The sequence below is a fragment of the Actinokineospora cianjurensis genome, assembly GCF_003663795.1.
Taxonomy (GTDB): domain Bacteria; phylum Actinomycetota; class Actinomycetes; order Mycobacteriales; family Pseudonocardiaceae; genus Actinokineospora; species Actinokineospora terrae.
In genome coordinates this window covers 189,511-204,150 of the sequence record NZ_RCDD01000003.1, presented here as the reverse complement: position 1 = coordinate 204,150, position 14,640 = coordinate 189,511, and the positions used below count along the sequence as shown (strand labels likewise).

Below are 14,640 nucleotides of genomic sequence, written 5' to 3'. Positions count from 1 at the left end.
ACATGTCGGATGGGGGTGTTCCCGGGTGTCCCGGGTGGTGTGTGCCGGGGCGGCGTCAGGCGCCGAGCGCCCGCACGCCCTCGCGCCACCGCAGGTAGGCGGTGACGTCGGCGCGCTCGCCCAGGTCGGCGGCGGCCCTGGCGGCCCACTCGGCCGCGGTGTCGGGGGTGGTGCCCGCGATCCGCTCGCAGGCCAGCGCGGTGTGCGCCGGGACGATGCCGGATCTGGTGCGCGCGGTCGCGCCGAACACGACGCCCTGCACCAGGTGCCCGACGTGCGCGCCCGAGTGCGCGCGCAGGGTATCCAACTCGGCGGGTGGCACCCCGCCCGCGTAGGCGCTGGCCAGCCCGACCCCGCTCCACAGCGCGGGTCTGGCCGCGGCCGGTGCCTCGGCGATGACCTGCTGGATGTCGTCCGGGTCGCCCGCGGTCATGAACCACAGCGCCCGGCCGGACCCGGCGAGCCGGATCAGCCGCAGCGGGTCGGCGCCCGCCCGCTCGGCCCGGCGGCGCAACGCTCGGCGGCCGCCGAAGAACACCTCGGCGAACCCGGCGCCGTCGTAGGCCAGCCACCGCAGCAGCGGGGTGTCGGTCAGCCGGACCGGCAACGGCAACCCGCTCACCGCCAGCGCCCACCCGGCCCCGACGTGGATCAGGTGCGGGTAGTCGGCGCCGGACTCGGCCAGCAGCGCGGCCACCGAGCGGCCCCGGGTGAACACATCGCGCTGCCCCGCGTACATCGCGGTGCCCTCGTGGGCGAACCCGCGCTCCTCGGCGGGCATCGTGTCGACCGCGGCCCGCACGTGCGGCCAGTGCGCGGCGGCGAGGTTGTAGCCGGTGAGGAACGACTTCGCGTGCCGCTCCAGGTGCTCGCGCGGCTGCGGCCGGTCCACCCGGAACCCCCGGCGGGTGAAGTCGGCCATGCCCAGCGGCAGCCGCGGCGCCAACCCCCGGCCCCGCCGGGGCGCGTCGACGACACCGGGCCGGTCGGGAGAACCGTGCTGAGTGCTCATGGTGTTCTCATCTCTGGCTCGCCACAACTGCCCGGCAGCGGGAGAACATACTTACGGAATACATAGTGAGCCGCGCTCGATCTTGCCCCGCCCGCGCGGTCCCGTGTCAAGGGAAGACCTGGCCTTTCCCCCGTTTGTAGCATGTTTCGCCGGGAGTCCTTTGTGGGAGCGCGCGGGTATCTCGCTCCTGCCTTCGGTGGTAAGCTCCGCGACGGCGACCAGCGTGGTCGTTTCCTCCTTTGGTGCACGGCGGGCTGGTGGGCACGAGACCGGTCCGGTGGTACCGGCACGCCCGCACACGGTCCGGGCGCGGCCGATCCGAGGTGAGACGGGAGAGCGCATGGTCGACCTGCTGGACACCGCGCCGCGCGGTCGCGCGACCCCGGGGGAATCGGTCCGCGCCGATTTCCCCATCCTGGGCACGCGGGTGGGTGGGCGGGCACTGGTGTACCTGGACAACGCGGCAACCGCGCAGAAACCGCTGCGCGTGCTCGAGGCGATCACCGCGCACTACACGAACGCCAACGCCAACGTCGGCCGCGGCTATTACCAGCTCAGCCACCTCGCCACCGACGTCTACGAACAGGCCCGCGCCACCGTCGCCCGCGCGATCAACGCCGAGCACCCCGACGAGGTGGTGTTCGTGCCCGGCACCACCGCCGCGGTCAACCTGCTCGCCGACACCCTCGGCCGCGACCTCGTCGGCGCGGGCGACCAGGTCGTGGTCACCGGCATGGAGCACAACTCGAACCTGTTGCCGTGGCGCCGGTTGTGCGAGTCGGTCGGCGCGGAACTGGTGGTCGTGCCCGCCGACGAGCACGGCTCGGTGCCCGCCGCGGTGTTCGCCGCCGCGCTGGGCCCGCGGGTCCGGCTGGCGGCGGTGACGCACGTGTCCAACGTGCTCGGCACCGTCAACCCGGTGCGGGACATGGTCGCCCGCGCCCACGAGCTGGGCATCCCCGTCGTCGTCGACGGCGCGCAGGCCGTGCCGCACCGCCAGGTCGACGTGCGCGACCTCGACGCCGACTGCTACGTCTTCTCCGGGCACAAGATGTACGGCCCGATGGGGATCGGTGTCCTCTACGGCCGCCGCGCGCTGCTGGGCACCCTGGAGCCGTACCAGGTCGGCGGCGGCACGGTGAAGGGGATCAGCACCACCGAACGGGTCCGGTACGTGCCGGTTCCCGCGCGGCTGGAGGCGGGCACCCCGCACATCGCCGGTGCCGTCGGGCTCGCCGCCGCCTTCGACTACCTGGCCGATCTCGGCTGGGACGCCATCCGCGCCCACGACGCCGCCCTCGTCAACGCCGCCGTGGCCGCGGTGTCCGACATCCCGCGGGTCCGCGTCGTCGGCGACCCCGCGGCCGACCCGAGCGGCATCGTGTCCATCGTGGTCGACGGCATCCACCCCTACGACGTCGGCGGCCACCTCGACGCGCACGGGGTCGCGGTGCGCAGCGGTGTGCACTGCGCCAACACCTTCGTCGACACCTTCGACGTGGTCGGCACCGTGCGGCTCTCCTTCGGCGTCTACAACACCGAGGCCGAGGTCGAGGTGGTGCGCGACGCGCTGCGCACCGTCGCGCCCGGGTTCTGGACCGCGGAGCACCCGACCGAGCGGTTCGTCTGATGCGGTTCGCCACCCGGGTCGTCCACAGTGGACACGAGGTGGACGGTCCGCACGGCTCGGTCGTGCCGCCGATCCACGTGGCCACCACCTACGACCGGTTCGCCCAGGACCCGCCGACGCACTTCTACTCCCGCGGCGAGAACCCGACCATGGCGGCGCTGGAGCGGTGCCTGGCCGAGGTCGAGGGCGCCGCGCACTGCGCCGTGTTCTCCTCCGGCCAGGCGGCCGCCACCACCGCGCTGTCGCTGCTCTCGCCAGGGCAGCGGCTGGTGTGCTGCGACGACGTCTACGGCGGCACGCACGCGCTGATCACCGGCCTGCGCCGGTTCGGCGTCCTCGTCGACCAGGTCGACCTGTCCGACCAGGACCTCGCCGCCGCAGCGCTCGCCGACGACGTCGCCATGGTCTGGCTGGAGACCCCGACCAACCCGCTGCTCAAGGTCATCGACATCGCCGCGGTGTCCCGGCTCGCGCACGCCAGGGGCGCGCTGGTGGTGGTGGACAACACCTTCGCCAGTCCAGCGCTGCAACAGCCGCTGCGCTGGGGCGCCGACGTCAGCCTGCACAGCACCACCAAGTTCGTCGCCGGGCACTCCGACGTGCTCGGTGGCGCCCTGGTGTGCGACGACCCCGCGCTGCACCGGGCGTTCACCGACCACCGCACCCTCGCGGGCAACGTGCCCAGCGGCATGGACTGCTTCCTGGTGCACCGGGGCGTGAAGACGCTGTCCGTGCGGGTCGAGCGCCAGGTCCGCACCGCGCAGACCCTCGTCGACCTGCTGCTCGACGCCCCCGGGGTCACCGAGGTGCTGTACCCGGGGCTGCCCACGCACCCCGGCCACGAGATCGCCGCCCGGCAGTTGAGCGCGCCGGGGTCGATCATCAGCTTCCGCTACGCGGGCCAGGTGGAGAAGCTGCTCGCCGGGACCGACCTGTTCGCGTGCGCGGTCAGCCTCGGCGGGGTCCGCTCGCTCATCGAGTGCCCCGCCCTGATGACGCACCGCCCCATCCCGGTCGAGGTGCGCGTCGCCGCCGGGATCACCGACGACCTGGTCCGGCTCTCCATCGGCATCGAGGACCCCACCGACCTCGCCGACGACCTCACCACGGCGCTCACCGCGGGCTTGTAACCCCCGAACCCCACCGGCACCACCCCGTACGAACCCGAGAGGAAGCCCATGCCCATCCCGACCGAGCTGATCGGCAGCATCCCGCGCCCCAAGACCCTGCTGGACGCCTTCGACGCGCACACCGCGGGGACCCTGGACGACGCCGGACTGGCCGTGGCGGTCGATGACGCGGTCGCCGACACCATCCACGCGCTGGCGGCGGCCGGATCACCCGTGGTGACCGACGGGGAGCAGGCCAAGCCCAGCTTCGTCAGCTACCCGTTGCAGGGCATCACCGCGCTCGACCCCAACGGCGCGGTCATCCCGTTCGCCGACGGCCACACCCGCACCCTGCCCGTGCTCACCGGGGGTCCGTTCCGCTATGGCGCCAACGCGGTCTCTTACCTGGAAGCGGCCCGCAAGCACGCGACCGTGCCGGTGAAGCAGGCCGTCATCGCGCCGTCCGCGCTGAGCCTGATCTACCCGGCCGACGGCATCGACGGCTACCCCAGGGAGCAGTTCCTCGCTGACCTGGTCGACGCCGCCGAGGCCGACATCCGCACCAGCCTCGACGCCGGGGCCGACTCCGTGCAGCTCGACTTCACCGAGGGCAGGCTCTCCCTCAAGCTCGACCCCTCCGGCGGGCTGCTGGAGTCGTTCGTGGCGCTCAACAACCAGGTGCTCGACCGGTTCACCGACGTCGAGCGCGCCCGCATCGGCGTGCACACCTGCCCCGGCGGCGACCAGGACTCGGTGCACAGCCTCGACGTCGACTACGCCGACCTGCTGCCGCACCTGTTCCGGCTCAACGCCGGGCGCTTCTACCTGCAGCTGGCCAGCGAGCCCGACCCGGAGCGGGTGCTGTCGGTGGTGGCCGAGCACTCGCGGCCGGACCAGTTCGTGTTCGTCGGCGTGATCGACCCGATCGACCCGAGGGTGGAGACGCCCGAGGAGGTCCGCGACCGGGTGCTCACCGCCGCCAGGCACATCCCGGTCGAGCGGCTGGGCACCTGCGACGACTGCGGGTTCTCGCCGTTCGCCGACGACGTGTCCACCTCCCGGGAGGTCGCCTTCGCCAAGGTCGCCGCCCGGGTGCGGGGCACGGAGCTGGCCGCGGCCGAACTCGGTGTGTGAACTGATCTTCTGAGCTGAACCGCCCGCGAGCCGGCGCCGTGTCCCGCTACGGCGCCGGTTCCGGGGTGGGCGCGGCCAGGCCCAGGGTGGTGACCAGCCGGTTGATGAACGCGAACAGGGCGGCGCAGAACACGGCCTCCAGGAGTTCCTCCTGGGACCACCCGCGGGCCGCCTCCGTCCACTCGGTGTCCACATCGGGCACTCCGGTGGTGACCTTCTCGGTCAACCGCAACAGCGCGGCCGTCCGCTCGTCGACCGGGAGGTCCTCGATCCGGGTGCTGGAGGTGATCGCGTCCGCCAGTTCCGCCGAGCCGCCGAACTGTTGCAGGAACCAACTGTGCGCGGCGGTGCAGTAGCCGCAGTCGTTGAGCCGGGAGGTCCACGCGGCGACGAGTTCCTTGGTGTCGCGCGACAGCGCGCTGTCGGCGAAGACGTTGGTGTAGCCGCCGACCACGACCTCCAACAGGTTGGGTGTGCTGGAGGCCAACCGGAACACGTCCGGCACGAACGGCAGGCCGGTCGCGGCGCGCACCCGCTCGTAGAGTGCGGCGACCCGGCCGGTCGCCTCGGTCTCGGGCACCATCGGCACGCGCTCGGTCATCGGTGTCCTCTCGCGGACTGGCGGTACTGGGTCGGGGACGCCCCGACGCGGGTCTTGAACCGGGCGCTGAACGTGCCCGGACTGCGGTAGCCGACCCTGGCGCTGATGTCGGCGATGTTGAGGGTCGTGGTCGCCAGCAGCCGTTTCGCCTCGGCGAAGCGCAGCGTGGACAGGAACCGCGCGGGGGAGACACCGGTGTGGCGGTGGAACACCCGGCTGAAGTGGAACTTGCTGAACAGCGCGACCCTGGCCATGTCCTCGACCGTGAGCGACTGGGCGAGCCGCCCGCGCATGTCCTCGATCGCCCGCTCGACGGCGCGCACCGCCAGTTCGTCCAAGACCGCCCCTTGGTCGTGAAGGGTTCGCACCGGGAGTTCGGGGATGGGGACTTCCACAGTGGACTGTCCGTCGGCGGGGTGAGCGGCCGACCGCTGTCGACGTTAGCACCGCGGGCGGGTGGGTGCCTTCGCCCTGAAAGGTGAATCTAGCCGGGGGTTCCGGTGGTGGCGACGACCGCGGCGATCCCGAGCACCGCCACGGCGATGACCACCTCGGTGACCAACACGCGGCGCAGCGTCTCGGTGCGGACCCCGACCAAGGTCGTGCCACCCGCGAGTCCCTCGCGTACCGCCACCCGGCAGCGGTCGGCCAACGCGAGCAGGATCACGAACCCGGCTGTCTTACCCAGCAACAGCAAACCGTACGTACTGCTCCACAGTGCCTGCACGGAACCGAGGTACGAGGCCGTCATGGGCACGCCGCTGAGCACGATGACCGCGACGGACACCTTGGCGATCGGCGAGAACCGGGTCAACCCGACCGCGAGGTCCTCATGCCTGGCGAGTAGCGCCAGTTGCACCACACCGCCGATCCAGACGGCCATCGCGCCGTAGTGCGACAGGTCCGCGAGCAGCGACACGAACATGACCTTCGTGGTGATGGCGTGCCCGGCGGCGGCCGAACTGAGCAGGACCACGAACCCGGCGATGATGGCGGTGTTGGTGTGCGCGGGCTTCTCGTGACCCGCGTCGGCGCGCAGCATGCGGCGCGCGATCACCATCAGCACTACCGCGGCGATGACGCGGAGGACGAGCAGTTTGCCGTAGGCGGACTCCAGCGTGTTCGCGAGCAAGTCCGGGGCGAAGACACGGGACAATCCGGCTCCGGTGACGTATGCGCCCTCTAGGCCCAATGCGAGCACCCCGGTCACCGCGATCACTACGCACCCGGCGCGGACGGCGCCTTGCCCGACGCTGTCTCGGGTCGGTCGGCAACACAGCAGGAAGACCAACCCGCCCGCGAGTGGCACACCGCCATACCCGATCCACCGCACCACGCGGGTGAGGACGTCGACCGCGGTGTCGGTGCCGTCCGCGTCGGAGACAGCGCCACCGGCGTTCATCAGCGGTCCGTCGCCGACCACGAACGCGAACCCACCCCGGACCGGGTGCGAGTCGGCGGACACGACCGCGTAGTGCACCAGGTAGGTGCCGTCGGGGAGGTCGGGCTTGAGCCGGATCGTCAGTTCCTCGGCGGTCGCGCCCTGGGTGACCCTGCCCTCGCTGACCACCTCGCCGTGCACGTCCACGACCCGCAGCGCGTCCTTCTGGACACCCACGTTCTCCGAGAGCCGGATGCTCACCTGGGTGGGTGGCGTCGTGAGCCGGGTGCCGTCGGCGGGGGAGGAGCCGAGGACGTCGACGTGCGCCGCGGCCGGGGGAGCGGCCAGGACCACCCAGCAGAACAGGGCGGCGAGCAGTCCCGCGAGCCTCACGCCGCCGCTGCTCGCGCCCGCTGGTGCAGCACGACCGCGATCACCATCGGGATGGTGATGATGGTGTTGTAGAACAGGTGCAGCTCCACCCGGGGCACGATGAGCTGCACGATGCTGGTCGGCACCGCCGCCCCACCGAGCCGCCACCCGCTCTGCGCCTGCACGAACAGCAGCAGGTGCTCGATGTGGTGCCAGAACTGCAGCACCAGCGCGAGGTCCCACCACTGCCTGGCGCGCCCGCTGAACCCCTTGCGCAGCACGAACAGGCCGATCAGCATGACCAGCGCGTACCCGTAGTGCAGCCACTCCGAGGAGATCAGCTTCGGGAACGGCAGCCCGAGCACGCCGCGCGCCTGCGCCGAGGACCAGCCGAACACGTAGATCTGCGCGGCCTGGGCCAGGTGCTCGACCCAGTGCGCGACGACCACCACCATGAAGACCAGCAGCGCGATCCGGTGTGGACGGTCGGTCGCCCGGTCCGGCACCTCGGTGACGGTCATGTCCACCCCATCCGCTCGCAGGTCCGTACCTGTCGACGATAACGGCGGTGGGGACCGCGGGGCTTATTCCGTCGTGCTCACTTCAGCAGGTGCGCGTAGCTGTCCGGGTTCGCGCGCAGGAATTCGACGAGGGTCTGCGCGGGGCGCCCGGTGACCCGCTCGACGGTGTCGGAAACAGTGGCCAGTTCACCGGCGGCGATGGCGGTATAAGAGGTCACCCAACCCGCCACCTCGAACTCCGGCGCGTTGTAGTGGGCGCGGGAGGCGTATGCCTCGTCCTCGGTCTCCTCGACGTACCGGACCTCGCGGCCGGTGATGTCGGTGAGGATCCGGGCGCCCTCGGCGAAGGTGATGGCCTCCGGGCCGGTCACGTCGAGCACCTGGCCGTCGTGCGCGGGGTCGAGCAGCACCCCGGCGGCCACCGCGGCCACGTCGTCGAGCGAGACGACGCTGACCCTGCCGTCGCCCGCGGGCCCCTGGATGACGCCGCCCGCGCCTGCCATGGCCGGGACCCCGGAGGCGTACATGCTGTCGCGCAGCACCACGAACGGCACGCCGGTGGCCTTGAGGTGCTGCTCGGTGTGCCAGTGGTCCTGGCCGAAGGTGAAGGTGCAGTCCGGCGCGGCCCCGAGGAACGACGTGTAGACGATCCTGCCGACCCCGGCGGCGACCGCGGCGTCGATGGCCGTGGTGTGCTCGTGGACGCGGTTGGCCGCCTCGCGCGCGGACACCAGGAGGAGCGTGTCGGCACCCGTCAGGGCTGCCTGGAGCGCGGGCCCGTTGGCGTACTCAGCGCCCTGGACGTTGGTGGCGCCGGGCAGGCTCGGTAGGACGCTCGGGTCCCGCGCGAGCAGGCGCAGGGTGGCGCCCTTGTCGCTGAGCAGGCGGGCGACCCTACCGCCGATATTTCCTGTTGCGCCGGTCACCGCGATAACTGGGCTCATCCGATTTCCTCCTGGCTCGACCACCACCAGCATCCCTGACCTGGGTTTTCGGCGCTTCCCCGGGTGCCAGGAACGCGGCCAGGGCGGGTTGGACCTCCGCCGGGAGGTCGGTGTCGACGATCCGCTCCAGGCGGGCGCGCTGCTCGGGGTAGCTGCTCCAGTGCTCGGCCGGGACCAGGAGCACGGCGTCGAGCAGCGCGCCCAGGTACAGGTGGCCCGCCAGCAAGGGGTCCGCCTCGAGCAGGGTGAGGGCGTGGGGCAGCAGGATTCGCAGGCTGATCTTCTGCAGGACGAGCAGGCGCAGCGCCTCGTCGTCCAGCTCGCCCACCGGGACGGTGCGCAACTGGTGCGTGGTCCTGACCAGCCGGGTGGTGTCCGGCGGTGGCGGGCCCCAGTCGCCATCGAGTTCGTTCAGTGTCAACTTGTGTTGGGCGCGCACGGTCGGAGTTTATGTTGTTGCGGTGGTTGCCGGTACCGGTTATTCCTGTTGATTCAGTCCACTGTGCTATGGCCCTGAACAGCGGCTGTGCGGTGGTCGGTAAACGGCGATTATCGGTGGTCCCTGCTTCTGCTGCGAGGAGTCCACCGTGAAACGCGCGTATTCCGTGCTGGGCGCATTGTTGTTGCTTCCGCTGATTCCCGTACCCGCGGCCGCCGAAGTCGGGTGGCTCGGTGGGGCGACCTCGGTCGGGTGGTCGGCGGTGGCCGGGCCCGGCCCGGGGGCTCGCGCGCCGGGGACCGCGAATGGTTACTACTACCCGAACGCGCCCATCTCGGTGCGGTTGGAGTCGGGCAAGTACTCGTTGAGCGATCCGAGCAGCGTGCTGTTCTGCGGCATCCAGGGCAACGGCCCGGTCACCAACGGCACCGGCGTGTTCGGCAACCGCTCCGGCACCGACCTGACCACCGCGTGCGCCGACGGGTACTACGCCGCGCAGCGGTTCGGTGGGATGCTGCGGGACTGGCTCGGGCGCGACGGCCTGGACGGCAAGGGCAAGTGGGCGCCGATGTTCGTCGGCATGACCGCCGTCAACGCGTACTGGAACGGCCACACCGCCAACTTCGGCCGCACCAAGGACGGCGCCAGGCAGCTGGTGAACCTGGAGATCGTCGCCCACGAGTTCGCCCACGGCGTCTTCCAACACACCCCGGGCGGCTTCGACGGCGGCGCGCAGACCTACCAGCTCAACGAGGCCAGCAGCGACATCATGGGCGCCCTCACCGAGCACTACGCCAACAACCCCAACGACCCGCCCGACTACCTGGTGGCCAACGAGTCCAACCCCCTGGGCCGCGGCCCAGAACGCGTCATGTACCAGCCATCCCTGGGCCCCCGCGACGAACCCGACTGCTACCTCCCCAACATGAACTCCATAGAGGTCCACGACGGCGCAGGCCCCGCCAACCACTTCTTCTACCTACTGGCGGAAGGCTCAACACCGGCAGGTAAGCCCGCCAGCCCCATCTGCGCGGGAGGCCCGCCTTCGGTGACAGGCATAGGAATCCGCGACGCAGGCAAGATCTGGATGCAGGCCCTCTTGCTCAAGAAGCCCTCCTGGACCTACACCGACGCCCGCACAGCCACCCTCAACGCCACCCGCCAGCTCTACCCCTCTGACTGCCCCAAACTGACCACAGTCCGCAACGCCTGGAACGCCGTCTCCGTCCCTGCCGGCGCCGGCGAACCGACCTGCCTCACATAGACCCCAGCGACAACCCGTGGTCGGCGTCCACTCCCCAGCGGGCGCCGACCACGGACCCATCCCAGTCGCCGCGTTCAGCAGCAATGCTGACCGCGCCATGCCCCGCGCCCTTCCTTGACCGCGACGGCGGCGATGATCAGTGCGACCAGCGGATCTGCCCAGGTCCAACCGAAGAGGGAGTTGGTCAGGAGCCCGATCAGCAACGCGGCGGACAGGTAGGTGCACAGGAGCGTCTGCTTGGAGTCCGCGACGGCGCTGGCGGAGCCGAGCTCACGGCCCGCGCGTCGTTGGGCCGCTGACAGGAACGGCATGACCAGGAGCGACACCGCCGCCAGTGCGATGCCGACGGTGGAGTGGTCAGCGGTGTCGGCCCCGAGCAGGGCGCGCGTGGACTCGACGGTCACGTAGGCCGCCAACGCGAAGAATGACGCCGCGATGACCTTCAGCGCCGTGCGCTCCCGCGCCTCGGGGCGCGCACCCGAGAACTGCCAGGCCACCGCCGTTGCCGAGGCGACCTCGATGACGGAGTCCAAGCCGAAGCCGATGAGGGCGGTGGAGGAGGCTATGGTGCCCGCGGTGATCGCGATGACCGCCTCGACCACGTTGTAGGTGATCGTCGCGGCCACCAGCAGTCGTACTCGGCGCGCGAGAACCGCCCGTCGTCGTGGGTCCGGGCCGGGCGCGGGGGTGCGGCACCCGTCCGAGCAGGCCGGGGCAGATGGCTCGACGCTCACGTGCTCGCACTGTCCTCGTTGAGGCAGGGCTGGGCTGTGTCGACGGCGAGCACCACCTTGACCAACTCGCTCAGCGCCCGCGCCAGGTGTTCGTCGGCCAAGGAGTAGTGGACCTGGCGGCCCTCGTAGGTGGCGATGACCAGTCCGCACCCCCGCAGGCAGGAGAGGTGGTTGGAGACGTTGGACCGGGTCAGGCCCAGGTGTTCGGCGAGCTGCGCGGGGTAGCTGATCCCGTCCACCAGGCCCACCAGGATCCGGCACCGGGTCGGATCGGCCAACGCCTTGCCCAGCCGCGCCAGCGCGTCCTCGCGCGTCTCACACTTCACCATAGCCGCGACTATACAGCGGCAGCTGTATCGAGTGTAAGGAGTTCGCCCGTCACTGCGTTGCCACGGGCAGGGAGATCACGATGGTGAGGCCGCCGCCGGGGGTGTCTTCGGCGGTGAGGGTGCCGTTCATGGCGTCGGTGAAGCCCTTGGCGACGCTGAGGCCCAGGCCGGTGCCGGGGGTGTTGTCGCGGTCGCCCAGGCGTTGGAAGGGGGCGAAGACGGTGTCTGCGGTGTTTTTCGGGAGGCCGCGGCCGTGGTCGACGACGCGGAGTTCCACGCGGTCGCGGTAGGTGCTGGCGCGGATGGCGATCTCGGGTTCGGCGACTTCCCGGCGCGGGGTCTGGCGGCCGTGGCGGAGGGCGTTGTCGATGACGTTGGCCACGACGCGTTCGAGCAGGCCGATGTCGGCGACGACCGGCGGCAGGTGTTCGGGCACGTCCACCGCCAACACGTCCCGCTCGTCGATGCCCGCCAGCGCCCGGGCGACGGCCTCGTCGTAGGTGACCGCCCGCAGTTGGGGGGCGACCGCGCCGGTCGCCAGCCGGGAGGAGTCGAGCAGGTTGTCGATGAGCCCGGTCAGTCGGTCGGCGGAGATCTCCACGGTTTCCAGCAGGTCGGCGGTGTCCTGTTCGGACAGCACCAGGTCAGGCGTGCGCAGGCTGCCGACCGCGGCCTTGATGGACGTCAACGGCGTGCGCAGGTCGTGCCCCACGGCCGAGAGCAGCGCGGTGCGCAATTCGGTGGTCTCGGCCCGTCGCCTGGCCTGCTCGGTCTCGGTCGCCATCCGCTGCTGCCGCAACGCCACCAGCGCCTGCCCGGCGGCCGCCTCCACCGCGCGCTGATCACTGGCAGGCAGAGCGCGCCCGCGCAGGGCCAGTTGCACCTCCGCGGTCACCGGCACGTTCACGTCAGCGTCCTCGGGCTGATCACACGGCCGCGGACCAACGCACGCGACCCGACTCCACGCGCCGCCACTGCGTTCGAGCAAGGCGACGGACTCCAGGCTGAAGTTCTCCCGCACCTTCTCCAACAGCCGCTCCAAGGGGTGCGGACTCGTCAACACCGTCCGGGCGTAAGAGGCCAGCAGTTCGGCCTCGGTGCGCGTCCGGGCGCCCTGCTCGGCCAGCCGCGCCGCCCGGTCCACGACGAGCGCGACCAGGACCGCGACGATGAGCATCGCGATCAGGGTGACCAGGTTCTCCGGCGTGTTGACCGACAGGCTGTAGTACGGCTCGGTGAAGAAGAAGTTCAGCAACCCGGCCCCGAGCAGGGCCGCCCCGACCGCGGGCCCGAGACCGCCCACCAGCGCGACGACCACCGTGGCGAGGAAGAACCCGATGAGGTCCGTGGAGAACGCCACCTCACCGCGGGTGAGCAGCCCGATGCCGGTGACCGCGAACGGCAGGACCAACGCCAACGCCCACCCCAACAGCCGACGCGACCCCGACAGCGCGTTGGTGCCGACCTGCCAGCGGCGGGCCCGGCGGGCCTCGTCGTGGGTGACCATGTGCACGTCGATCGAGCCGGACTCCCGCACGACGGCCGAGCCGATACCCTCGTCGAACGCCCGCGCCAGCCTCGACCGCCGCGAGGTGCCGAGCACGAGCTGGGTGGCGTTCACGCCCCGGGCGAAGTCCAGCAACGCGCTCGGGACGTCGTCGCCGACCACGCTGTGGAAGGTCGCGCCCACGTCCTCGGTGGTCCTGCGGAACCTGGCCACCGACTCCGGGGACGGCCCGGCGAGGCCGTCGCCGCGCATGACGTGCACGACCATCAGCTCAGCCCCGGCCCGAACGGCGATCCGCCGAGCCCGCCGGATGAGGGTCTCGCTCTCCGGACCGCCGGTGATGGAGACGACGACGCGCTCGCGGGCCTCCCAGGTGTCGGTGATGCGCTGCTCGGCGCGGTAGCGCTGCAACGCGACGTCGACCTGGTCGGCGACCCACAGCAGCGCCAGCTCGCGCAGCGCGGTCAGGTTCCCGACCCGGAAGTAGTTGCCCAGCGCCGCGTCGATCTTGTGGGCGGCGTAGACGTTGCCGTGCGCGAGCCGCCGCCGCAGCGCCTCCGGGGTGAGGTCGACCAGCTCGACCTGCTCGGCGCGGCGCACCACCGCGTCCGGCACGGTCTCCTGCTGCTCGACGCCGGTGATGCGCGCGACGACGTCGTTGAGCGACTCCAGGTGCTGCACGTTCACCGTGGACAGCACGTCGATCCCGGCGGCCAGCAACTCCTCGACGTCCTGCCAGCGCTTCGCGTTGCGGGACCCGGGGACGTTCGTGTGCGCCAGCTCGTCGACCACGGCGACCTCGGGCGCGCGGGCCAGCAGCGCGTCGACGTCCATCTCCGCGAACTCACGCCCCCGGTGGCGCACCTGGGCGCGGGGCAGCACCTCCAACCCGGCCACCAGCTGCGCGGTCTTCTCCCGGCCGTGCGTCTCGACCAGGCCGACCACCACGTCGGTGCCGCGGTCGCGGCGCCGGTGCGCCTCGCCCAGCATCGCGAAGGTCTTGCCGACGCCGGGCGCCGCGCCCAGGTAGATCCGCAGTTCGCCGCGGTTGCGCTCGTTCATCTCGTCCATTCCCACAGCGCCGATACCCACAGCGCCGATATCCACAGCGGCTTGCTGTCACCCGGCGGCTTGCACCGCGCGGTTGAGCGCGGTCACGTTGACCCCCGGCTCACCCAGGAACCCGGCGCCCCGGCCGTCGGTGTTGTCCGTGACGAGCTCCCGCACCCGATCCTCCGACATGCCGTTCGCCCTGGCCACCCGCGGTACCTGCAACAGCGCGTAGGCGTCGCTGATGTGCGGGTCGAGCCCCGAGGCCGACGCGGTGACGGCGTCCTGCGGCACCCGGTCCTCCGGCACGCCTTCGCGCTGCGCGATCTCGGCCCGGCGCTGTGCGATGACCGCGTCGTAGTCCTCGTTGAGCTCGCCCTTGTTGGACCCGCCCGAGGCCGGGAGCGTCGCCGCCGACGGGCGGGTGTGGAACCACTGGTCGCCCTCGCGGTCGATGCCGACCAGGGTGGTGTCCACGGCCTCGGCGTTGGCCTGGAGCCCCGGGAGCCGGGAGACCGCCCACACGGCGGCCGGGTAGAGGATGCCGGTGATGAGGGTGAGCACGAGCAGGACGCGCAGTCCCGCCAGTGCCTGTTTGCCGAAGGTGGTCATG

General features: G+C 71.4%; 14 protein-coding genes and 1 pseudogene. 4 read left to right on the top strand and 11 right to left on the bottom strand.

The genetic code is table 11. The annotated features are described in order from the left end of the window. Positions 1 to 55: 55 nt before the first annotated feature. A complete protein-coding gene (locus CLV68_RS20610; protein ID WP_121392552.1) occupies positions 56 to 1,012 on the bottom strand; it encodes a DUF1702 family protein in 957 nt (318 codons plus the stop codon). A 340-nt stretch (positions 1,013 to 1,352) separates the two neighbouring features. Between CLV68_RS20610 and CLV68_RS20605 the strand changes: the two genes are divergently transcribed. From CLV68_RS20605 to CLV68_RS20595, 3 genes are read left to right on the top strand one after another with little or no spacing between them, the layout of a single operon-like run. Continuing rightward, positions 1,353 to 2,642, top strand: coding sequence for an aminotransferase class V-fold PLP-dependent enzyme (locus CLV68_RS20605; protein ID WP_121392551.1), 1,290 nt, complete (start codon positions 1,353 to 1,355; stop codon positions 2,640 to 2,642). After that, complete coding sequence (locus CLV68_RS20600; RefSeq protein WP_121392550.1) at positions 2,642 to 3,772, top strand: trans-sulfuration enzyme family protein; 1,131 nt, start codon at positions 2,642 to 2,644, stop codon at positions 3,770 to 3,772. The genes CLV68_RS20605 and CLV68_RS20600 overlap by 1 nt, the downstream gene beginning before the upstream one ends. 48 nt (positions 3,773 to 3,820) lie before the next feature. Further along, positions 3,821 to 4,885, top strand: a complete 1,065-nt coding sequence (locus CLV68_RS20595; RefSeq protein WP_121392549.1) for a cobalamin-independent methionine synthase II family protein — start codon at positions 3,821 to 3,823, stop codon at positions 4,883 to 4,885. Positions 4,886 to 4,931: 46 nt separating this feature from the next. Here the strand turns inward: CLV68_RS20595 and CLV68_RS20590 are convergent, their stop codons facing one another. From CLV68_RS20590 to CLV68_RS20565, 6 genes and pseudogenes are all read right to left on the bottom strand, one after another. Continuing rightward, complete coding sequence (locus CLV68_RS20590; RefSeq protein WP_121392548.1) at positions 4,932 to 5,486, bottom strand: carboxymuconolactone decarboxylase family protein; 555 nt, start codon at positions 5,484 to 5,486, stop codon at positions 4,932 to 4,934. A 17-nt stretch (positions 5,487 to 5,503) separates the two neighbouring features. Beyond that, a pseudogene (locus tag CLV68_RS20585) lies at positions 5,504 to 5,779 on the bottom strand (helix-turn-helix domain-containing protein); the annotation flags it as partial. A 191-nt stretch (positions 5,780 to 5,970) separates the two neighbouring features. Beyond that, entirely contained in the window at positions 5,971 to 7,260 is a 1,290-nt protein-coding gene (locus CLV68_RS20580; protein ID WP_121392547.1) for a copper resistance CopC/CopD family protein, read from the bottom strand. Beyond that, positions 7,257 to 7,760 carry a hypothetical protein gene (locus CLV68_RS20575; RefSeq protein WP_121392546.1) on the bottom strand — a complete coding sequence of 168 codons (504 nt, stop codon included), beginning with the start codon at positions 7,758 to 7,760 and terminating at the stop codon, positions 7,257 to 7,259. The genes CLV68_RS20580 and CLV68_RS20575 overlap by 4 nt, the downstream gene beginning before the upstream one ends. Before the next feature lie 77 nt (positions 7,761 to 7,837). After that, entirely contained in the window at positions 7,838 to 8,704 is an 867-nt protein-coding gene (locus CLV68_RS20570; protein ID WP_121392545.1) for an SDR family oxidoreductase, read from the bottom strand. Beyond that, positions 8,655 to 9,143, bottom strand: coding sequence for a contact-dependent growth inhibition system immunity protein (locus CLV68_RS20565; protein ID WP_121392544.1), 489 nt, complete (start codon positions 9,141 to 9,143; stop codon positions 8,655 to 8,657). The genes CLV68_RS20570 and CLV68_RS20565 overlap by 50 nt, the downstream gene beginning before the upstream one ends. A gap of 148 nt (positions 9,144 to 9,291) precedes the next feature. On the opposite strand from CLV68_RS20565, the gene CLV68_RS20560 reads away from it, so the two are divergent. Then, the gene (locus tag CLV68_RS20560; protein ID WP_121392543.1) at positions 9,292 to 10,407 is read left to right on the top strand and encodes a M4 family metallopeptidase; all 1,116 of its coding nucleotides are present in this window, start codon (positions 9,292 to 9,294) and stop codon (positions 10,405 to 10,407) included. Between the two features lie 74 nt (positions 10,408 to 10,481). Here CLV68_RS20560 and CLV68_RS20555 read toward each other — a convergent pair whose 3' ends face one another. Genes CLV68_RS20555 through CLV68_RS20540 form a run of 4 tightly spaced genes read right to left on the bottom strand, consistent with a single transcriptional unit; the run spans position 10,482 to position 14,639 of the window. Then, positions 10,482 to 11,141 (bottom strand): cation diffusion facilitator family transporter, encoded by a 660-nt coding sequence (locus CLV68_RS20555; protein WP_121392542.1) that lies wholly within the window; start codon positions 11,139 to 11,141, stop codon positions 10,482 to 10,484. Continuing rightward, positions 11,138 to 11,470 carry a Cd(II)/Pb(II)-sensing metalloregulatory transcriptional regulator CmtR gene (gene cmtR, locus CLV68_RS20550; protein WP_121392541.1) on the bottom strand — a complete coding sequence of 111 codons (333 nt, stop codon included), beginning with the start codon at positions 11,468 to 11,470 and terminating at the stop codon, positions 11,138 to 11,140. Before cmtR ends, CLV68_RS20555 begins: the two co-directional genes overlap by 4 nt. Positions 11,471 to 11,519: 49 nt before the next feature. Next, complete coding sequence (locus CLV68_RS20545) at positions 11,520 to 14,048, bottom strand: DUF4118 domain-containing protein (RefSeq protein ID WP_425454869.1); 2,529 nt, start codon at positions 14,046 to 14,048, stop codon at positions 11,520 to 11,522. Between the two features lie 48 nt (positions 14,049 to 14,096). Then, positions 14,097 to 14,639: a potassium-transporting ATPase subunit C gene (locus CLV68_RS20540; RefSeq protein ID WP_121392540.1), complete on the bottom strand. Its 543-nt coding sequence runs from the start codon at positions 14,637 to 14,639 to the stop codon at positions 14,097 to 14,099. Position 14,640 lies beyond the last annotated feature (1 nt).